The 22,087-nt window shown below is 37.2% G+C and carries 18 protein-coding genes; 3 read left to right on the forward strand and 15 right to left on the reverse strand.

Annotated features, from left to right (window positions below; all coding sequences use genetic code 11):
* Positions 1-172: 172 nt before the first annotated feature.
* Entirely contained in the window at positions 173-1,000 is an 828-nt protein-coding gene (locus BM143_RS15200) for an endonuclease/exonuclease/phosphatase family protein (protein ID WP_090025281.1), read from the forward strand.
* A gap of 197 nt (positions 1,001-1,197) precedes the next feature.
* Here the strand turns inward: BM143_RS15200 and BM143_RS15205 are convergent, their stop codons facing one another.
* The 5 genes from BM143_RS15205 to BM143_RS15225 form a co-directional block, all read right to left on the reverse strand.
* The gene (locus tag BM143_RS15205; RefSeq protein ID WP_072924944.1) at positions 1,198-1,410 is read right to left on the reverse strand and encodes a hypothetical protein; all 213 of its coding nucleotides are present in this window, start codon (positions 1,408-1,410) and stop codon (positions 1,198-1,200) included.
* A 310-nt stretch (positions 1,411-1,720) separates the two neighbouring features.
* Complete coding sequence (locus BM143_RS15210) at positions 1,721-1,858, reverse strand: multidrug transporter (protein ID WP_072924947.1); 138 nt, start codon at positions 1,856-1,858, stop codon at positions 1,721-1,723.
* A gap of 281 nt (positions 1,859-2,139) precedes the next feature.
* Positions 2,140-2,484 (reverse strand): hypothetical protein, encoded by a 345-nt coding sequence (locus tag BM143_RS15215; protein WP_090025283.1) that lies wholly within the window; start codon positions 2,482-2,484, stop codon positions 2,140-2,142.
* Positions 2,485-2,596: 112 nt separating this feature from the next.
* The gene (locus tag BM143_RS15220) at positions 2,597-3,280 is read right to left on the reverse strand and encodes a response regulator transcription factor (protein WP_090025284.1); all 684 of its coding nucleotides are present in this window, start codon (positions 3,278-3,280) and stop codon (positions 2,597-2,599) included.
* Positions 3,270-4,586, reverse strand: coding sequence for a sensor histidine kinase (locus tag BM143_RS15225; RefSeq protein ID WP_090025286.1), 1,317 nt, complete (start codon positions 4,584-4,586; stop codon positions 3,270-3,272). Before BM143_RS15225 ends, BM143_RS15220 begins: the two co-directional genes overlap by 11 nt.
* 139 nt (positions 4,587-4,725) lie before the next feature.
* On the opposite strand from BM143_RS15225, the gene BM143_RS15230 reads away from it, so the two are divergent.
* Positions 4,726-7,098: an outer membrane beta-barrel family protein gene (locus BM143_RS15230; protein WP_090025288.1), complete on the forward strand. Its 2,373-nt coding sequence runs from the start codon at positions 4,726-4,728 to the stop codon at positions 7,096-7,098.
* Positions 7,099-7,391: 293 nt separating this feature from the next.
* Positions 7,392-9,257, forward strand: a complete 1,866-nt coding sequence (locus tag BM143_RS15235; RefSeq protein ID WP_090025289.1) for a M1 family metallopeptidase — start codon at positions 7,392-7,394, stop codon at positions 9,255-9,257.
* 55 nt (positions 9,258-9,312) lie between these two features.
* Here BM143_RS15235 and BM143_RS15240 read toward each other — a convergent pair whose 3' ends face one another.
* The 10 genes from BM143_RS15240 to clpB all read right to left on the reverse strand — a co-directional run bounded on the left by BM143_RS15240 (position 9,313) and on the right by clpB (position 21,934).
* Entirely contained in the window at positions 9,313-10,320 is a 1,008-nt protein-coding gene (locus BM143_RS15240; RefSeq protein ID WP_090025291.1) for a zinc metalloprotease, read from the reverse strand.
* A gap of 447 nt (positions 10,321-10,767) precedes the next feature.
* Positions 10,768-11,784 (reverse strand): zinc metalloprotease, encoded by a 1,017-nt coding sequence (locus BM143_RS15245; RefSeq protein ID WP_090025292.1) that lies wholly within the window; start codon positions 11,782-11,784, stop codon positions 10,768-10,770.
* A 270-nt stretch (positions 11,785-12,054) separates the two neighbouring features.
* Positions 12,055-13,071, reverse strand: a complete 1,017-nt coding sequence (locus tag BM143_RS15250) for a zinc metalloprotease (RefSeq protein WP_090025294.1) — start codon at positions 13,069-13,071, stop codon at positions 12,055-12,057.
* 426 nt (positions 13,072-13,497) lie between these two features.
* Complete coding sequence (locus BM143_RS15255; RefSeq protein ID WP_090025296.1) at positions 13,498-14,514, reverse strand: zinc metalloprotease; 1,017 nt, start codon at positions 14,512-14,514, stop codon at positions 13,498-13,500.
* Between the two features lie 252 nt (positions 14,515-14,766).
* Positions 14,767-15,411 (reverse strand): response regulator transcription factor, encoded by a 645-nt coding sequence (locus BM143_RS15260; RefSeq protein WP_090025297.1) that lies wholly within the window; start codon positions 15,409-15,411, stop codon positions 14,767-14,769.
* Positions 15,408-16,193 carry a sensor histidine kinase gene (locus BM143_RS15265; protein ID WP_090025299.1) on the reverse strand — a complete coding sequence of 262 codons (786 nt, stop codon included), beginning with the start codon at positions 16,191-16,193 and terminating at the stop codon, positions 15,408-15,410. The genes BM143_RS15260 and BM143_RS15265 overlap by 4 nt, the downstream gene beginning before the upstream one ends.
* A complete protein-coding gene (locus BM143_RS15270) occupies positions 16,172-16,822 on the reverse strand; it encodes a hypothetical protein (RefSeq protein WP_090025301.1) in 651 nt (216 codons plus the stop codon). The genes BM143_RS15265 and BM143_RS15270 overlap by 22 nt, the downstream gene beginning before the upstream one ends.
* 35 nt (positions 16,823-16,857) lie before the next feature.
* A complete protein-coding gene (locus tag BM143_RS15275; RefSeq protein WP_090025303.1) occupies positions 16,858-17,397 on the reverse strand; it encodes a hypothetical protein in 540 nt (179 codons plus the stop codon).
* A 177-nt stretch (positions 17,398-17,574) separates the two neighbouring features.
* Entirely contained in the window at positions 17,575-18,576 is a 1,002-nt protein-coding gene (locus BM143_RS15280; protein ID WP_090025304.1) for a zinc metalloprotease, read from the reverse strand.
* A gap of 763 nt (positions 18,577-19,339) precedes the next feature.
* Positions 19,340-21,934 (reverse strand): ATP-dependent chaperone ClpB, encoded by a 2,595-nt coding sequence (gene clpB, locus BM143_RS15285; protein ID WP_090025306.1) that lies wholly within the window; start codon positions 21,932-21,934, stop codon positions 19,340-19,342.
* Positions 21,935-22,087 lie beyond the last annotated feature (153 nt).

The following is a 22,087-nucleotide window of genomic DNA, read 5'->3' on the forward strand; positions in this document are numbered from 1 at the left end:
TGGTCAATTTTGCTTCGCAAGTGGAATGTGAAAATCCTCCAACTCCATATCCCGCAATCCAAAACTTATCACTCATCATTCATAACTCATAACTTCCCTAAAATTAACACAAACCTCCATCACCTCTCAGAAAGATGTCCTATTTTTGTTATTCTAATTTAAAAATAGGACTATGAATTTCAGATTTTCAATCGTATCCCTGCTGTTTTTTGCTCTGGGATTTTCGCAGGATCTTAAAGTGATGAGCTTCAATATCAGGCTGCAGGTGACCTCGGATAAAGAAAATGCCTGGACAGAAAGAAAACAGGATGCTGTGGATTTATTAAATTATTATCACCCCGATTATTTCGGCGTTCAGGAAGCGCTTCCGGAGCAGATGAAAGATATAAAAGCAGGCCTTAAGAATTACGACTATGTAGGGGTAGGAAGAGATGACGGAAAAGAAAAAGGAGAATTCTCAGCTATTTTTTATGATACGAACAGGCTTCAGATTGTAAAATCCGGAACATTCTGGCTTTCGGAAACACCGGAAACACCTTCCAGAGGATGGGATGCTGCGCTCAACAGAATCTGTACCTATGCGTTTTTTAAAGATAAAAAATCAAAAAAAGAATTCCTGGCGATGAACCTTCATTTTGATCATATCGGAAATGTGGCAAGAGTGAAATCCTCTGAACTTATTCTGAGAAAAATCAAAGAAATGAATCCTAAAAACCTTCCTGTCACTTTAACGGGTGACTTTAATTTAACGGAAGATTCCGAGCCGATAAAAATTCTTTCGAAGAATCTCGATGACAGCTTTTATCATTCCGAAACTAAACCTTATGGACCCAAAGGAACATTCACAGGTTTCAATGTCAATGAAATTCCAAAAGACAGAATTGATTATATTTTCGTGAAAGGTTTTAAAATAAAGTCCCAGAGACATATCAATGACAGAAGAGACAATCTGCTGTATCCGTCGGATCATTTTCCGGTATTGGCAGAGCTTTCCTATTAATTAGCAGAGGTCGCTAGGAATAGATAATAAGGTTAAGTTTGGAAGAGGGAGGATGGAAAGTTGATATTGGAAAGTTATTTTTATCAGTTACCTTAAAAGATATGGCAAATGTACCAACAATACACCAAACTAAATTAACAAAAATAAAAGAGAACTTGGATTGAGTTCTCTTTTTTATTAATTCATTAATTAGGAAATCACATTTTGTTCATTGATCTTAATATTTCAAGAACTTCTTCTGTGTTCATTTTGTTTTCTAATTTTTTTGTTATTTCAGCAATTTGTTCATTTATGCTATCTTGATAGATAACTTTTTGTTCATCTGTCAAACTGGCTATTAATGCATTTAGCTTAATAGCCATAATCATTGAACTCTGATAAGAATCCATAGCAATTGTTTGTAAATCCATAGTTAAAGAGTTTATAATTATACTTTAAAATATTTAAAAATTATATTATGATAATAAAAAAAATATTCACCTACATACATTGAGTGGGAAGATGTATATTCTATTCCTGATGAATTGCATACAGAAGAAATGAACGGAATATTTGCTGATGAAAGTTTTACAGTTTTACAGGCTGGATTTATTATAAAAGAAACAGATTCATTTATAGTATTAGCAAACCAATTGAATTAACTTAACTAACTTATCAACAGGTAAATATTTAGGACTCCATAGAATACCAATAGGTTGTGTTTACGTAAAAGAATTGAAATTACTTCTTTTTTGGAGTCTTAGGTGGAGATTTTTTAGGTGCGGACTTGTCAGTTTCCTTAACAGTTGTTTTAGGATGTTTCTTACCATATTCTTCTGTTACATACTTACCTGTTCCTGCGTCTCTGATCTTTGCCATAGTTTTATGATTTTAGTTTAGATAAAAATACAAATATTAATCATATAACTTAATAAAATAACAACAAAAATAAATAATTAAAGCTCTAATTAAGGAGCATTATTAATGCCCATATATTATCAATATTAAAGATTCAATAAGATGATTTCTTAAAAGGAATCGTAAAGATAGTTGAAAGGTTAAACCTTGTAATAGGATGTAAGGGTTTAGGCAAATATTTACAATTTTATATACTTCATCAAATGAATATATTGAAGCCTTAACTAAATTAATAGAAAAGTCTAATAAATAAATTTCTTTGTCTCATTGTCAAACCATTCAAGTATTACTTTGTTTGTCGAATGAATAGACATAATTGTTAATAAATCGATTAACTTAACTTGCAAATCTTTTATGAAAGGATGCGTGATTTCTATATCTAAATCAAAATTTATTTCTTCAGCAATTTTATAAAGATTAGAGTTAAAATCACCTTGTAGACTATACTTTGAATCAATTATAAGTTTTTCCAATTCTTCTTTAGTTAACTGTGATTTAGATTTTATCATCTCCATGTAATTATTAAAAGAAACCAAATTAGCTCGATGATACTTGGTTAAAAATTGAGATATTAATTCTACTGACATATTGTTAATATTAGGTTTTAAATATAAAGATAAATAAAGCCGCGCGTAATTCTACCTTCTTACCTCGATAACTTCCAGCTTCAAACTTCAAACTTCCTGACTTGATTTCAGATCAGTTCAACGGAAAATCAACTTCAAATCCAATTCCTCTCAGGGATTGGATTTTTATTTGGGGATCATTCATGAAATATTTCCGAAGACGGCTGATAAATACATCCAGGCTTCTTCCCGTGAAATAATCGTTCGTTTCCCAGAGACTATCCAGAATATCATCCCTTTTGATCATGGTGCCGTTGTATTTCAGAAGATACAGAAGAAGTTCCCGTTCCCTGATCGTAAGCCGTACATTACCTTCAGGATGGGAAAGCAACAGTTTTTCTGTGTCGAAATAATAATCCCCGATTTTGATCTTCGCCGGGGCATTAGGTTGGGTTCTCTTAAGGATATTTTTAATCCTTAACACCAACTCTTCCGGATCGCAGGGCTTGGCAACATAATCGTCTGCTCCGATCTTCAGGCCCATCAGACGGTCTATTTTCTGATTCTTAGCCGTGAGGAAAAGCAGAGGAAAATTATTTTTCTCCTTTAAAATCATTTTGGCTAAAGAAAAGCCATCAATGGAAGGCATCATAATGTCCAGAATCCCGATATGGAAAGGAAAATCAGTACCTAAAAGACCAACAACGTCTTCCGGATTCTGAAACCACGTTACTTCAAAATCCTCCAGTTCCAGATACTGTTTCAGGATCATCCCGAAATCCGGGTCGTCTTCTGCTAAAAGGATCTTAGTTTTCATAAGGGACAGATATTTTAAAGGTCGTTTCAGTTTTGGGAAGGCTGGAAACTTCTATGTTGCCACCGTATTTAGTGACGATTTTTTTTACAAAATAAAGCCCCAGTCCCAATCCTTTGGTGTTGTGAATATTATTAGCCTGGATTCTGTAAAATTTTTCAAAAATGTGGGCAAGTTCTTTTTTCTCAATGCCACAGCCGTTGTCGCTAATTTCTATTTTAAGAGTTTGAAGGGAATTGCTGATATTGATTTTCACATCGGAAGCTCCATATTTTACACTGTTTTCGCAAAGATTTTTGATGAGGGTTTCCATGAGATGATGATCAAAGGGAAGTTCTTCTGTGACCTTATTGGACAAATCAAAGCTGGTTTGTGGATAAGTGAAAGCCAGATCCTCTACAAAAAAGTTCCAGTCTTCTGGCTGTATGGAAAGGGTTTCCTCAGAATTTTCGTCTTTGTGGAGCTGAAGCATCAGGTTTTCAAGACGGTTGATCTGCCGGTCGATGAGGGGCAGTGTTTCAGGATTCCATTCCTTTTTTAAAGTTTTGGAGGCTATTTTTAAAGTAGCGATCGGCGTTTTAAATTCATGGGAAATATTATCCACAACGGTATGGAGAACTTCTACCTGTTTCTGTTGACGGGCTAGATTTTTAACGGTGAAAATATATAGTAACAGCACACTGGCGAGGATAGCTGCACAGCATATGGTGAGCAGAGCAAGTTCCTTAAATATGATGGTTTTGATATTTAAAATCTCGAAACCGGTATTGCTTTTCAGAATAAAAGAGTCATTTCTGCCGGGAGTGTCATCATTGGTAGTGGATCTTGATGTGGTTTCCCATTTACCTGTATTGGAAATTTTAGGATTGGAAACTTTGTTCCTGGTTTCGTACAAAGTGATCGGCTGATCAATCAGGCGGGTGCTGTCAGGGATATAAATGATGGAAATGTATTCTGTTTTGGTGGCAATTTTATAGCCTTCTTTTTTAAAACTGGTATCTACGTAGTCGCTGAGATGCTTTTCATTTTCCTTCCGATTTTTTTTAAAGTACTCCAGAAAATCTTTTTTACTGATCTTTTTATCATGATATCGGATCAAGATTTTCTGAATGGTATCATCTGTCCTACTTTTGATGCCACCCAGATCTTCCAGTCTGTCGGTATAGTTGGTAAGTCCTGCATGAACATCTCTGTAGATCTCACGTTCCTTTACCTGATACGTCTTATACATAAAATAAGCCTGTATCCCCAGCAGAAGCAGGAACAGGGCAGCGAAAAGAGCGATAAGGTTTTTGCTTTTGGTGATCATTGAAACAAAGATAAAAACTTTAGGCTTCCCCTTGTTGGCATTAACCCATCATTAACCTTCCATTAACCGAGATTCTCTCTGCAAATACTGAATTTTGAACCGGGAAGCATAGTCACATCCATGCTTTTCAGAATTAATTATGTATAAAGTTTTTCTTTTACTGCTGTTTCCAATGCTCTTGTCTGCCCAGCCGAAGATTATTAAAGGTACAGTAACGGATACCGGGAGTAGCAAAATATCTTCCGCAGATATCACTATTTATAATTTAAAAAATGAACTGATCAAAACATTGAAAACTGATCAAAACGGTTATTTCAGTGTAGAAGGGATCTCGGATGATTCCATAAAAATAGCCATCAAAAAAACGGATTATGCTCCATTTGAGAAGATGGTAGATCTGCAAAAGGAAAAAGAACTTTTAAAAATCATCCTTAAGAAAGAGACTCAGGAAATAGAAGCTGTCGTGATGACCAAGCAGAAACCGGTAGTCACCAGAAAAGTAGACCGCCTGGAATTCAATGTGGAAAACAGCAATGTTTCTTCACTTAACGCATGGGAAATATTAAAGAAAACACCCAATGTAACGATCAACAATGATGTGATTGCCATCAAAGGAGGTACGGGGATTTTGGTGACCATCAATGATAAAAAAGTAATGCTGACCGGGGATGAACTCAAAAACTTTCTTGAAAACACTCAGGGAGACGAAATCAAATCGGTAGAAGTGATTACCAATCCGCCTGCAAAATATGAAGCCTCAGGCAGCGCCGTCCTGAATATCATCATGAAGAAAAATAAGATCGAAGGCTACCGCGGAATTGTTTCCTCAAAATATGTTCAGACTCAATATGCAAAAGGAGTTTTAGGTGTATCCCAATATTATAAAAAAGATAAACTTTCATTAATGGGGAGCTATTACAGAGGTTTTGGAACCTACTACCGTGAGGGAACTGATTTCGTCAATTACCAGGAAAGTCAGACCAGGTGGGTGAGTACGATGAACCGGAAAGATAAAAATAATGCACAGAATACCCTCAATTTCAATGCGGAATACGAAATTGACAGCCTGACGAATCTGAGTCTGAATTACTCAGGATACTTCGGTCCTAAATCTTTTGGAACTTATGTGGTGCCGACACTGATCTACAACAGTCAGAATATTGCTGAGTCGGATTATACTACTATTAATGATCACCAGTCCAGAACAATCAATAATTCACTGAGCTTTCAGATCGACCGAAAATTGAACAAGAAAAGCAACCTTTCATGGATCAATTATTTTACCGGAAACAATGTGGATAAATACCAAAACGTTCTTACTCATCTTAATTTTGCTGGTGAGACACCGAGGGAAGATAATTTTTTTACCCGGAATAAAGCTGATGTTAAATTATATTCCACACAAGCCGATTATCAATGGAAAGATAAAAAACTGGAAGTGGAGTCGGGAATGAAATATAGTTTTGTGAAAACAACAAGCGGACTGGATTTTTCTGACAATGAAAGCGGAATCATGCAACTGCGTCCTGAAAAAAGCAGCCTGTTTGATTACAAAGAACATAATTTCGCCGTCTATTCTTCATTGGCTTACAATCTCGGAAAATGGAATTTTAAAGGAGGGCTCCGTGCAGAAATGACAGATCTGGAAGGTGTCGTTTCCGAGCCTTATGAGCGGAATAAAAATAAGTACTGGAATCTTTTCCCTACATTTTATGCACAATATACTACCGAAAGTAAGCATGAATTCGGGTTCTCTTATGGAAAAAGAATCAGCAGACCGTCTTATTCATGGCTGAATCCGGCGAAGTCATATTATAATTTATTTTCCTATTATCAGGGAGATCCGAAACTGAAGGCCACCATCATTCACAACCTTAATCTTACGTATTCGTGGAAAGGCTGGAACCTGGATATGTACTACCGGAAAGAAATTTATCCGTCTATGGAAATTTCGTATCAGGAACCAAGCACAAATAGTCTGATCTATTATTTCACTAATATTGAAAAAGGACAGGCCTTTGGAGCAAGTCTGTACAAAAGCTTCCAGATCAAACCATGGTGGACACTTATCCTTTCTGAAAATCTGGAACACAACGAAAATTATTTCAAAGGAACGGATGGTCTCCTGTATAAAAATAAAGTATGGAATTGGGTATCTAATGTTTCCACTGCCGTTACTTTGGATAAAAGCAATGACTGGAAAATGGAGGTAGGGCACAAATACTATTCACCGGGAATACAGGGAACTTTCACGATTTCCAGCGCATGGTCTGCTTATTTCGTGATGAACCGTAAATTCTTTAATAAAAAACTGGAAGCCTCCTTTATTGTCAATGATATTTTCAGAACCATGGGGCAGAAGATCAGTACGAAATATGCCAATCAGGACAATTACTTCCTGGACTACGGAGACACACAGGGATTTACGCTTTCACTGAAATTCAATTTTGGAAATCAGGCGGTGAAGAATGCCAAAACAATTAAGAAGACGGATGAACAGGATAGGTTGTAGAGTTCATGTTACAGGGTGGGAGAGTCGGAACGTTTTTGAGTTATAAATGATGAGTTTTGAGTTATGAGATTCAAATTTTGAATCTGTCGGTCCGGAGAGATTAAATGGTTGTAAATTAAGGTTTTTGTCGCCGAAAGTGATGAGTATGGCGATGTCTGAAGTCTGAAGTCGCATATCTGAAATCTTTAAGAAGAATAAAAAACTAATAGCCATAAAACATTATTATAAAAAGAAATAACGGTCCGGTGTTACATTTTCGCTAATTTTGATACTTATTTTTAAAAATTAGAGATATGAAACGATTTCTTTATGCTCTGGCAGTGACTGTTTCGATACAGCAGGTTTCTGCGCAGGAGCTTTATATGCCGAGAAATATTAAAAAAGCCTATGAAAAAGGAACCCGGGATATTTTCGGTGCACCGGGCAAAAACTATTGGCAGAATAAAGGAATTTATAATGTTGAGGTAAAAGTGGATGCCGGAACGAAAACCGTTTCAGGGAAAGAAACCATCACGTATACAAACAACAGTCCGGATGAGCTTCCTGAGCTGGCCATCAGATTTGTGAATAATCTTCACAAACCACAATCACCAAGATCAGGAACGGTGTCCAAAGATTTCCTGTCTTCAGGTCTTCATATCAAATCGTTCATCGTAAACGGTGAAAAATATGCGGTAAACAGTGATGACTGGGGAACCGTTGAAAAAGTAAAACTGAATAAAGCCCTTAAAGCAGGATCTAAAACAGAGATCAAAATAGAATGGGAATATCCGCTTTCCGTTCAGAGTGGAAGAGAAGGACAGATAGATCCTGAAACTTTTTATGTAGCCTATTCTTTCCCGAGGGTTTCCGTGTATGATGATTATAATGGCTGGGATATGCTTCCGCATTCAGACAGACAGGAGTTTTATAATGACTTTAATGATTATAGTTTTACCATCTCTGCTCCGAAAAATTTCGTGGTTTGGGCTACCGGAGACTTTCTGAATCCGGATGCTGTACTTCAGCCTGAATATTTAAAAAGATACAAAGCTTCTCTCAAAAGCGATAAAGTGATTCAAATTGCTTCCGAACAGGAAATGAGATCCGGAAAAGTAACCAAGCCAAACAAATGGAATATCTGGAAATTTAAAGCGAATCATATCACAGATTTCTGTTTTGCACTAAGCAACCATTATGTTTGGGATGCGGCAAGTGTTCAGTTGAAATCAAAAAGAGCCAGTGTTCAGTCAGCCTATAAAACAGGAGCAAAGGATTTTGAACAGTATGTAGACTGGATGCGTTATAATCTGGACTGGTTCTCAAAGAAATGGCCGGGCGTGGAATATCCTTATAATGTGATGACCGCTATTCAGGGATATGCGGATATGGAATACCCAATGATGATCAATGATACCAGTATTCCTGATGATCTTCGCGATGCAAGACTTACCGCAGATCATGAAATTGCACACACCTATTTCCCTTTTTATATGGGAATCAATGAAACCCGTTATGCTTTTATGGATGAAGGTTGGGCAACTACGCTTGAATACCTGATCGGAATTGATGAAAACGGTGAAGCTGCTGCAAAAGAATTCTATAAAAACTTCCGCGTTAAAAGGTGGATCAAAGACCCCTCCGCTGAGCAGGACCAGCCTGTTATTACGATGAGTACTCAGGTAAGCGGTGCAGGATATGGAAACAATTCTTATGTAAAAGCATCTCTGTCTTATCTTGCCTTGAAAGATTATTTAGGAGACGATCTGTTTAAAAAAGCGCTTCTTCATTATATGGATAACTGGAATGGGAAGCATCCTGTGCCGTGGGATTATTTTAATTCAATGAATACGGGTTCCGGGAAAAATCTGAACTGGTTTTTTCAAAACTGGTTTTATACCAACAATTATATAGATTTAAAAGTGACCGGTGCTTCACAGCTTAACGACCTTCTTACTGTGAATGTAGATAATGTAGGCGGATTTGCCATTCCTTTTGATGCCGTGCTTAATTACGAGGACGGATCTGTTGAAAAGCTTCATTTCTCACCTGGAATCTGGGAGAAAAACCAGAAACAGACAGACCTTACCGTTCCTATTAAAAAGAAAGTGAAATCTGTGACTTTAGACGGAGATATCTTTATGGATTATACACCGGAAAATAATACAAGATCATTATAAAAACAAAGAGGTTGTACACATTGGTACAACCTCTTTGTTTATATGAATTTGAATTTTAATAAAGTCGTAATCCTGATCTTGCTCCTGTAGAAGCGATTACTGATTGAACTCTTGCTTTCTGTCCTGCAGAGAACATAAACATAGCAGCATCATCTACATAATCCATATAGTTCATAAACATTACGGATCTTTGAACACCTCCACATGTGTTGTATAACGGATAGGATGGTTTTCCATAATTGGCCGTTGTCTGGGTAGGAGTGTCCGTAACCTGGTCATTACCACAGTTGGCGTCTCCCCAGATATGTCTGAGATTTAAATAATGCCCAACCTCGTGTGTGGCAGTTCTTCCTAAGTTAAAAGGAGAAGAGGCTCCTGTTTTTCCAAAGTATGGTGCGGCGATGGCTACACCGTCATTCCACAATCCTGCAGATTCAGGAAATGTAGCATATCCGAGAATGGTTTTTCCCTGACTTGTCATTTTTCCTACGATCCAGATATTTAGGTAGTTTGATGGGCTTGTAGCTGCAATTCCTCCTTTAGATACTTTTTTCATGTCATCATTGGTTGCCCAGCTTGTCTTGGTGGTAGCTTTTCGTATTGTATTTACCAATTTGAATTTTACTTTTGTATCACCGGCACTTACCGTCTGGAATTCAACAGGGATTTTATTTGCGTCTGTGTTCGTTCCTGTAAAGTCTGCGTTCAGTACAGCGATTTGTTCTGCAATTCTCGCGTCAGAAACATTTTCTGCAGTTGTTTTGTACAATACATTTACAACCACCGGAATTTCTACCGTTCCGTCTGCCAGAACTTTTCCAAGTTTCAATTCATTAGCAAATTTTTCTGTATTCGCTTCTAGTGTCACAAATTTTTGTCTAAGTTCAGCGTTGCTTTTTAGTGCTTCCTGTCTGACTTCTTCAGATGCACAGCCTCTTTTAAACATATCTGCTGAAGATGCATCCTCCTTGTTGGCGGGGTTTTCGTTTTGATTTGAAAGGCTGTCGCTGTTACATGCTGACATGAAACCCAATACAATGGCTCCAAATAATAGTTTTTTCATAATCTTTTGTTTATATAATTTCAGTTAGTGAATTTATATTATTAAAAATTATTATACAAGGTATTTCTGGTTTTTTGTTGATTATATGATAATGAAACATTATAAATACTATGTATTTCATATGTAAATTAACTACAGATTGATTTTTATGTAATTGGTGAATTTGTTTAAAAATTCTTTGATTTCATTTTTTTATGTAACATAATTTTAATTTTTTGAAATTTATGCTAATTTTTTGTGTTTACTCATATGGGATTAGTAGGAATGGGTGGTGTAATCATTTTATTGTCCACAAAGCTGATTACATAAAGCGATTGGTTCGTATGTAGCCTTGTCTGTTATTTTGAAAAAACATTTACAAACTCTGATGATAAAACAGGTTGGTATCAATGAAAAGCCTGAATATTTATTCAGGCTTCGTTTTATGTAAAGTTAATGTGGTGTGTATTATCTTAATCCGGCTCTTGGACCAGCTGCTGCTACTACGGCCTGCATTCTTGTTTTTTGGTTCGCAGAGAACATAAACATCGCTTTGTCATCTACATAATCCATATAGTTCATAAACATCTGAGAGCGGCTTACTCCTCCACAAGTTCTGTTTAATGGATATGATGGTGTTCCAAGGTTCGCACCAGGAGAAGCTGGCGTGTCATTTGAGTAATCTGTCTGGCAACCTGCATCAGTTGATCCCCAAAGGTGAGGTAAGTTTAAATAATGGCCTACTTCGTGGGTAGTTGTTCTTCCTAAGTTGAACGGAGCAGAAGCGCCTGTTTTTCCTATGTATTGGTAACCTATTACAAGACCGTCATACCATAATCCTGCTACTTCGGGGTAATAGGCATATCCTAATGTGCCAGGCTGACTGTTCTCATTAAGGATAGAGTTCACTACCCAGATATTCATATTTTTAGTTGGGTCTGTAGCGTTGATTCCTCCGGTAGTTGCTTTTTTCATTTCTTCCAGATCAGATCTCCATGCTGTTTTTGGGCTTTGCTTACGGTTGGTAGCAACCAGTTTGAAACTGATTTTTACGTTGCCGGCGGCAGCAGGTTTGAATTCTGCAGGTATTTTGGAGATGTCAGAATTGCTTGCAGCATAATCTGCATTCAATATAGCGATCTGTTCTGCGATTCTTGCATTAGAGATATTTTGGGCAGCCGTATTGTAGATGACATTGAAAACAACCGGAATTTCAATCGTCCCGTCTGCAAGTACTTTGCCCATGGAAAGATCTCTCGAAAATTTTTCAGACTGTAATTCATTGGCTTCGAATCTGGCTCTTAATGCAGGATCGTTTTTCAAGGCTTTTTCTCTGATGATATCAGAAGGACAGGCTCTTTTTGAGGCAGCCATCCCGGAAGAAGTAGAAACACTCTGTGATGCTTCCTCCTGATTGGATAGATTATCACTGTTACAGGAAGACATTAAGCTCAGTACCAGAGCTCCAAATAATAATTTTTTCATAAATTAAGGTTTAGGTTTGTGTGATAAAATTATTATCTCTGAATATGAAATGCAATCAAACGAGGTTTTGTTTTTTAATTATATCAATATTCTGTGATTTTAATTATTTTTCATTAAAAAAAATAACGTTTCATTGAATTTATAATTTAAATTATTAGGTACGATAAGGTGGTTAAATCTCTTTTTTGTGAATTTGTTGAGAGGTTTTAATACAAAAAAAGCCTGAACATTCATTCAGGCTCTTTATATGTAAAGTTAATTTGGTGTGTATTATCTTAATCCAGCTCTTGGGCCAGCTGCAGCCACTACGGCCTGCATTCTTGTTTTTTGGTTTGCAGAGAACATAAACATAGCTTTGTCATCTACATAATCCATATAGTTCATAAACATCTGAGAGCGGCTTACTCCTCCGCAAGTTCTGTTTAAAGGATATGATGGTGTTCCGTAGTTAGGGCCAGGAGAAGTTGGGGTGTCATTTGAGTAATCTGTCTGGCAACCTGCATTAGATGATCCCCAAAGGTGAGGTAAGTTTAAATAGTGACCTACTTCGTGTGTAACGGTTCTTCCTAAGTTGAACGGAGCAGAAGCACCTGTTTTTCCTATGTATTGGTAACCTATTACAAGACCGTCGTACCATAATCCAGCAGATTCAGGATAATAAGCATACCCTAATGTTCCAGGCTGGTTGTTCTCATCAAGGATAGAGTTCACTACCCAGATATTCATATTTTTAGTTGGGTCTGTAGCGTTGATCCCTCCGGTAGTTGCTTTTTTCATTTCTTCCAGATCAGATCTCCATGCTGTTTTTGTACTTTGCTTACGGTTGGTAGCTACCAGTTTGAAACTGATTTTTACGTTGCCGGCAGCAGAAGGCTGGAATGCAGCAGGGATTTTATTGATGTCAGAATTGGTTGCGCCATAATCTGCGTTCAATACTGCGATTTGTTCTGCGATTCTTGCGTCAGAAACATTCTGGGCAGCTGTATTGTAGATAACATTGAAGACAACCGGTATTTCAACAGTACCATCTGCAAGTACTTTACCCATGGAAAGATCTCTTAAAAAGTTTTCAGACTGTAATTCGTTAGCCTCGAACTTAGCTCTTAATGCAGGATCGCTTTTAAGGGCTTTTTCTCTGATAAGATCAGAAGGGCAGGCTCTTTTTGAGGCAGGCATACCGGAAGAGGTAGATACATCCTGTGAAGCTTCCTCCTGATTGGAGATATTATCGCTGTTACAGGCTGACATGAAGCTCAGGATGAGAGCTCCAAATAATAGCTTTTTCATATATAAATTGTTAATGGTTTGGTCTCCAAATTTATAGTATAAAAAATTAATAAACAAGATAATTTGAAAAATATTTAAATATTTTTCATCTAATTTGATCTGTTGTTGAATATTATTTATGTTTTTGGTGTTTTAGTTGAATTTTAATCATATCACGAATGTGTGTCTAATTATTTTATCTTTAATTTTATTTTTGTTGAAAATAATACTATATAATATCTAAAATGATTTATATTTTTAAGTGTCATTTTCATTTCTTAATCAAGTGAAAAAAAAGTTTTTAATAGTGAATGAGGCCAGCTCCAGACGGGTTTTCAGTTGTCATTGATCATATTTAAGATCCGGTAGCTTTAAGGTTCTGGGACGATAAACAAAAAGCCTGAACATTCGTTCAGACTTTTTATATAAATTTAATTCAGGAAAGTGTTATCTTAATCCGGATCTTGGTCCGGATGCTGCTACTACCGCACGCATTCTTGTTTTTTGATTGGCGGAGAACATACACATAGCTCTGTCATCCACATAATCCATATAATTCATAAACATCTGAGAACGCTTTACCCCTCCGCAAAACGCATATAAAGGGTAGGTGGGTGTATCAAAGTTAGGGCCGGGAGAGACTGGAGTGTCAGCAGAAAAATCTGTCTCACAGCCATTGTCAGATGATCCCCAAAGGTGAGGAAGGTTTAAATAATGGCCTACTTCATGAGTAGCGGTTCTTCCTAAATTATAAGGAAAGGTAGCGCCTGTTTTCCCTACATAACGGTAGTCTAAAACAACCCCGTCATCCTCTAATCCTGCATCTTCCGGATAGTAAGCATATCCCAATGTTCCGGGCTTATTCTTATTGTCCAGAATAGAATTCACGACCCAGATATTCAGATTTTTGGTGGTATCTGTAGCGTCGATTCCTCCATTAGCCGAGTATTTCATTTCATCCACAGCAGATTTCCATGCTGTCTTCGAGCTTTGTTTGCGGTTGATTTTTACTAATTTAAAGCTTACTTTTACATTACCGGCAGCAGCAGGTTGGAATTCTGTTGGGATGTTGCCGATATCAGAATTGGTAGCGCCATAATCTGCATTCAATACAGCAATTTGTTCTGCGATTCTTGCATCAGAAATATTCTGGGCACTGGTGTTATAGATAACATTGAAGATAACAGGGATTTCAACGGTGCCATCTGCGAGTACTTTTCCGGTTGAGAGATCTCTGGAAAATTTTTCAGCCTGTAATTCATTAGCTTCAAATTTAGCTCTTAATGCCGGATTATTTTTAAGTCGTTCCTGTCTGATGAGGTCAGAAGGACAGCTTCTTTTTAATGCGGTTGTAACGGATGGTGTGCCGGGGTTTTGTGATGGCTCTTCCTGGTTGGAAATGTTGTCGCTGTTACAGGCCGACATGAAGCTGAGTATCATAGCTCCAAATAGTAAATTTTTCATAATATATTGTTATGGTTTGCGTTCCAAAATTATATTATAAAAAAATATGGCGCAATAAAAATTAATCAATTACTGACTATTTGTTAATTATTGATAATTATTGGTGAATATTATGTGATTTTTTATTGGTTTTGTTGAATTTTAGTTATTTATTTAAATCTGTTCAATAATTTAATTTTATTGTGAGTTTTTGATTTAAATAATTAGATAAAATATTGAATATTGGTTAATATTTTTAATTGCGATTTCTTTTTATTCGCCTGCAAAACCATTTTTAATAGCGAATACCGCCAATCCTACACGTGTTTTCAAATCTAATTTATCGCAAAGCTGGTCGCGGTAGCTTTCTACGGTTCTCGGGCTGCAACACATTCTGTCTGCAATTTCCTTGTAACTAAGCTCTGTTACGGTGTATTTCAGAAATTCTCTTTCTCGGTCTGAGATTCTTATGGCGTTTTCTGTTTCCTTGTCCCTGTTCAGGTTGGAGAATATGATTTTTGAGGCCCATTCAGGGTAGAAAAATCCGTCTGAATTCAATTTTGTTAATGCTGTTTCAAGATCTTTGGGATGGGTGTTTTTAAGCAGATATCCTTTTGCTCCGTTTTTAATCATCTTGATCACACTGTTGTCATCACCCTGCATACTCAGTGCCATTACTTTGATGTTAGGATGATTCTTGGTAAGCCATGCAGCGGTTTCAAAGCCATCCATGATCGGCATGCTGATATCCAGCAGGATGATGTCCGGAATTTTACCGTTATTTTCAAATTTTTCAATCAGATCTTTGCCGTTTTCGCATACGTAGATCACTTCGAAATCACTGAAATTTCCAATGATTCCTTCTAATGCTTTAGCGATAAGAATATGATCATCAACGATTACTATTGTTTTTTTCATGGTTGTTTTTTTAAGATAATATTGAGGGTAGTTCCGGCATTTTCCCGGCTTTCAAAGCTGAAATCGGCGCCTATGATGGCTGCTCTGTTTTTCATATTGGTCAAGCCGATGCCATTGGATTTTATCTTCGTACTGTCGAATCCTGTGCCGTCATCTCTGAGATTAAGTTCCCAAAGAATGTCGTCAGAAGTGTTCAGATTGATGAAAATATTTTTGCATTGCGCATGCTTGATGCTGTTCTGAATAAATTCCTGTGTGATCCTGAGTAACACGTTTTTATGGACAAATCCCAGATCAAGCTGTTTGAAATTATGTTCAAAGGTGACATGGCATCTTTTAAAAGTATTCGTATTGTCTACCTCTTCCTGGATTAAAGTTACGATTTCCTTTTGATTGATGTTGTCATCTGTCAGTGTTTTTGAAAGGCTTCTCAGGTCCTGCAGAGATTGATTGATAATCTGGGAAACCTGATCGATTCTTTCGCTTACCTCAGGAACCCGGTTTTCGTAAAGAAGCTGCTGGGTGTAAAGGCTTACCAGTGTCAGTTTCTGGCCGATATTATCATGAAGTTCCCTTCCGATTTGCTGCATCGTTGCCTGCTGAATTTCTAGCTGCGTGGCCAGAAGCTCCCGCTTATGAATTTCATTTTTCACTTCAATTTCATTCATATATTCTCTCTTCCTCTGTTTGTACTTTCTAATGTATACCATAACAGCAGCTACAAAAAGCACAAAGAAGATGTTGAATAGGATGATGGTTATTATGAGCTCCGTTTTCCCCATATGAATGAAATTGAGAATAAAAGATACATTATAATTCCGGACATCAGAAAATAATTAAAATACATGTCCCACAGTTCTTTATATTTGGCCAGAAGACTGAAAAATGTCCAGAAAGGAAGCGTCCCGATATAAAATAAAGTTACGCCTAAATTGATATAAAACATTTTATTCTGACTGAAGTTTAAAATTTCAGTGGAATTAATCTGTCTGTAATACTCCATAATAACCAGTATCATTAGCATAAGGCAGCCAAATGTATAGTTGAAAGAGAAAACTATCTTTTTTGTGGTGAAAAATATTTCACTGGGTAAAAATGATAATAGATACAGAAATGATATCGTGTAAAAGAGTTTTGGTCTTCCCAGTGACTTGGCGGCATAAAGCCAGTAAAAGAAAAGAAACTCAATAGGAATGACAAAATAATTGTAAAACTTCGGTTTGTCATATTCAAAAAACTGATGTCCCCATTTTCCAATTATTTCACATACAAACATAAGAATAAGATAAATAGAAAAATACTTCCAATATCTGTCCGTATTACCACGGTTATAGTAAATAATGGATATTAAGGCAGCGAGTCCTTCTACCCAGATTAGAGATCCCTGAAGTATCTTCTGAAAATCAGTCATGTGGATTGTATGGTAAAAATAAATTAATGATTATATTATGGGAATATCTCTGTTTTTGGATCGTGTGGTGGGGATAGTGCTCCATGATTTTCTGCAAGCGTTTCGGGTAGTGTTTCCGCACTGTTTTTTGCAGCCATAGCTAGCGTAGAGCCTGTAGTGAAAGGGCAGAAGTCGTAATTAAGCATTTCACCTGTTTCATCTGCTTTTTTTAAAGTAGGAACCATCACCAGAGTATGTCTTTCTGCGTATTCTCTTTCTACCGGATGGCTTTCCATGATGCTCCAGTCTTCTGCTTTTGGATAAGCAGCGTAATAGAATCTGATACCCAGATCTGCTTCCGACACGTCAGGATTTGCTTTTGCGGCTTCATCTTCTATACATGCAATAAATTTTTTCAACTTAGGAAGGTCAAACCATATGGAGTGGGAATCGGTAATTCCCAATTCTTTATTTACAGCCTGCATCTGGTTGTCTCTGTAGTTGGAGATCAACTTCTTAACAAGCTCTGAAGCAATGGTGTTTGTTCCAGAAACGGCTTCAAGGGTTCCGTCCTCTAAAGTAGGTTTTGTTTTCATAACGTTAGTTTTATAAAAGAATGTTAGTAGTAGTGCAAATCTCGTAATTTTTTATGTTAAGTAGTATGTGTTTTTTCCCGTTAATTTTCCGTGTTTTTACGGATTGCAAATTAGGCTGTAAAATAATAAGGTCCCCAAATAATTTGAGGACCTTATAGTTGGTATGGTAATGATCTTTTATAACAATCTCAACCCTGCTCTTGGACCGTTAGCAGAAATGGAAGCCTGCATTCTGTCGTTTTGTTTTTTTGTAAACATGAACAGGGTCGTTTCATCAGAGTAATCCATATAATTCATGAACATGGTAGAACGTGATACACCGCCGCATGTTTCCATTTTAGGATAAGAAGGAACGCCTCTGTGGTTGGTGATCTGTTGTGGAGTGTCATCTACGAAGTCATTTCCGCAGTTAGCATCCCCCCAGATATGTCTAAGGTTAAGGTAGTGACCTACTTCGTGTACCGTTACTCTTCCTTTATTGTGAGTGGCTACCGGTCCGCCTTCACCTACATATTCGTCCATCATGACTACACCGTCATTCCAAAGACCTGCGGATTCAGGGAAAGTAGCATATCCAAGGACGTATCCGGTTTGGTAAGGCATGTAATTTACTACCCAGATATTCAGGTATTTGGTGGGATCTGTAGCGTTGATTCCTCCTGTTGAAGTTTTTTTCATATTATCATTAGGCGCCCAGTTGGAGGTAGTTGTAGATTTTCTGTTGATTTGTGCCAGTCTGAATTTGATCTTCGTATCTCCGGCATTCACAGGCTGAAATGCAGCAGGAATATTAGATACGTTAGCATGAGTTGAAGCAAAAGCTTTATTCAGTACATCAATCTGGGAATTGATTCTGGCGTCAGACACATTATTCGTTGAATTAGTGTACAGAACGTTGAAAATAACGGGGATTTCTACACTGCCGTCAGGAAGTACTTTACCCATTTTCTTTTGCTCAATATAATCAGCGGTGTTGTTTTCGATCTGAAGCATACGCTGTGCGGCCTCAGGATTCTCTGAAAGGAATTTTTGTCTCACTAAATCCGAGCCGCAGATGGCTGCTGATTTATCTGCCATGGCAGGCTGATCCGGAGTGGCTTTTTCGGAAGCGAGATTTTCTGATTCGTTGTTACACGACACGAAAAGAGTAATCAATACTCCTAGTACTGCTTTTTTCATAATATAAATGGTTTGTGGTTTGAATGTGTCACAAATGTATGAAAAATATGTATTGATTGATTATTATTTAACGATTTAACGTTATTTGTTGATAATATGATATTTTATTTAAGTTTAAATTATTCGTTAAATTATTTATTTTATTGAAATATTTTAATCATTATATTAATATATTAAATTGATAGACTATGTCTTTAAAATTCTTCGGAAAATAATTATTGATATTAAAAGCAAAAAAAAACCGGAGAAAGAATCTCCGGTCTGTATTTTATATGCAAGGATATTTTTTGCGGTCCCTGCAGATATTTCCTGTTGAGCAGCAGAGCCCGGTCGGACAATTCATATCAATGTCACATTCTGTAATAACAGCTGTTCCGCTACCGGTGATTTTCTTTAAATCGTTTCTTTTTAACTTTTTCATACGATGATTTTATGGGTTAATCAATAAGGCCTGGTCGACATTCAAGTTGTCCGCAATTAATGTTGATTTGTGAACAACGTTCTGTTGCGCAAGTTCCGCTGGTGGAGCCATCAGGGTAAGTAAATATGTTGCATCGACAGTCAATTTTTCCTCCCAAAATGGTTTTTAGTGAGCTTCTTTTTAGCTTTTTCATGCTGATTTTGTTTTAGTTATTAATTTGTTTGGTTCTATAAATATACAAATATATCACTGCCTTTTGATAAAATTTAGAATAAAAAAATAAGTGATGCAGATTGGGCTGCACCACTTACTTACAAAAATAATATATATGAAAAAAACTACTTATTGATCTGTCGGTCTGAAAACCAAACCGGTTTCTTCGAAATAATCTAAAGTTATTCTGTCACCGTCATTCACCGTTCCTGCAAGAATCTCTCTGGATAATTTATTTAATACTTCTTGCTGGATTACTCTTTTCAAAGGTCTCGCTCCGAAGGAAGGATCATACCCTTTATTCATCAGATAATCGACTGCATCCTGAGTGGCTGTCATGATAATGTTTCGTTTACCAAGCATATCATTGTAACCTCTCAACTGATATTGAACAATTTTTCCGATCTCTTTTTTGTTTAAAGGCTGGAATAATACCACTTCATCAATTCTGTTCAGGAATTCCGGACGCAATGTCTGTTTCAGAAGATCAAAAACTTCATCTTTTGTTTTGCTGACGATTTGATCCTGGTTTTCCTCGGTGATATTTTCGAAATTCTCCTGAATCAGGTGTGAACCTAAATTAGAAGTCATGATAATGATTGAATTCTTAAAATTCACCACACGTCCTTTATTATCAGTCAGACGTCCATCATCCAATACCTGAAGTAAGGTGTTGAAAACATCCGGATGCGCTTTTTCAATTTCATCCAGAAGAACCACAGAATATGGTCTTCTTCTTACCGCTTCCGTCAGCTGTCCGCCTTCATCATAGCCTACATATCCCGGAGGAGCTCCTACCAGTCTGGAAACACTGTGTCTTTCCTGGTATTCACTCATGTCGATTCGCGTCATATTATTCTCATCATCGAATAAATATTCTGCCAGAGCTTTGGCAAGTTCCGTTTTACCAACACCGGTTGTTCCTAAGAATAAGAAAGATCCGATTGGTTTTTTATCATCACTTAATCCGGCTCTGTTTCTTCTGATGGCATCTGCAACCGCTCCGATAGCTTCATCCTGTCCTACGACACGGTGGTGAAGTTCGCCTTCAAGGTTCAACAGTTTTTCTCTTTCGGACTGGATAAGCTTGGTGACAGGAATTCCTGTCCATTTCGCAATCACTTCAGAGATGTTTTCAGAAGTTACTTCCTCTTTAATTAATTCATTCTGATGGTTCTGCATCTCCAGTTCGAGTTTCTGCAAAGCATCTTCTTTTTCCTTTATTTTTCCGTACTGAATTTCTGCAACTTTCGCATAGTCACCTGCTCTTGAGGCTTTTTCTGCTTCCAGTTTTAAAGATTCAATATCTTTTTTAATCTGTGTTAAATCCTCAGATTTTTGTTTTTCCTTCAGCCACTTCGCATTGATCTCATTCCTTTCCTCAGAAATTTTTGAGATATCTTCTTTCAGGTGATCAATTTTGGTCTGGTTACCTTCTCTTGAAATAGCGGCCAACTCAATTTCCAGCTGCATCAGTTTTCTGTCCAGTACATCCAGTTCTTCCGGTTTGGAATTGATCTCCATTCTCAACTTTGCTGAAGCTTCGTCAATAAGGTCAATCGCTTTATCCGGTAAAAATCGGTCTGAAATATATCGCTGAGACATTTCCACGGCAGCAATGATCGCTTCGTCTTTGATCCTTACTTTATGGTGAGCCTCATATTTATCTTTAATCCCACGAAGAATAGAAATCGCAGATTCTGTATCAGGTTCTTCCACCATCACTTTCTGGAAACGTCTTTCCAATGCTTTATCTTTTTCAAAATACTTTTGGTACTCATTTAAAGTCGTAGCACCGATTGCTCTTAATTCTCCTCTTGCTAAAGCAGGTTTCAGGATATTGGCGGCATCCATAGCGCCTTCACCGCCTCCGGCACCTACCAGAGTGTGGATCTCATCGATGAAAAGAATAATCTGTCCTTCAGACTTGATCACTTCATTCACCACAGATTTCAAACGCTCCTCAAATTCACCTTTATATTTAGCTCCGGCAATCAACGCACCCATATCCAGTGAGTAAAGCGTTTTGTCCATCAGGTTTTCAGGAATATCTCCTGAAATAATACGGTGGGCAATACCCTCAGCAATGGCTGTTTTACCAACACCCGGTTCCCCGATAAGGATTGGGTTGTTTTTTGTTCTTCTCGAAAGGATCTGAAGCACTCTTCTGATTTCTTCATCACGCCCGATTACCGGGTCCAGTTTTCCTTCCGCTGCTAATTCATTGAAGTTTTTAGCATATTTATTCAAGGACTGATAGGTTTCTTCCGAACTCGCAGAAGTAGCTTTGCTTCCTTTTCTTAATTCTTTAATAGCACCCTCCAAAAGACTTTTGGTGACACCCATGTCCTTAAGCATTTTAGATACTTCAGAACCGGTTTCCAGTAACGTAAGCCATAAATGCTCAATCGTTACATATTCGTCGCCCATTTTCTTGGCAACGTTCGGGGCATCCAGCAATACTTTGTTCGCTGATTGGGAAAGATAAATATTCCCTCCCTGAACTTTTGGAAGTTTCTCTATATTTTCACGGTTGCGCTCTCTTACCAAAGTGGCATCTGCTTCAGATTTTTTTAATAAGAAAGGCGATATATTTTCATCTACCTGAAAGATCCCTTCAAGTATATGTTGTGGTTCTATACTCTGATTGCCAAATTCCAGAGCAGTTTGCTGTGCCGCCTGGATGGCTTCCTGTGATTTTACAGTATATTGGTTTAAGTTCATATTTTTTATGTTTTTTGTAATAATTTGTTGTTGGTTGTGCTTTAAAAAGACATCAAGAAACTGAATTTTGAGGCCCGGTTTCTTAATGCCATCAGTTATTTAATCATTTAATCGATTACCTTACCGCAAAAACTGTTCAATTATTAAATTTAC

Source organism: Chryseobacterium oleae (assembly GCF_900115055.1).
GTDB classification, from domain to species: domain Bacteria; phylum Bacteroidota; class Bacteroidia; order Flavobacteriales; family Weeksellaceae; genus Chryseobacterium; species Chryseobacterium oleae.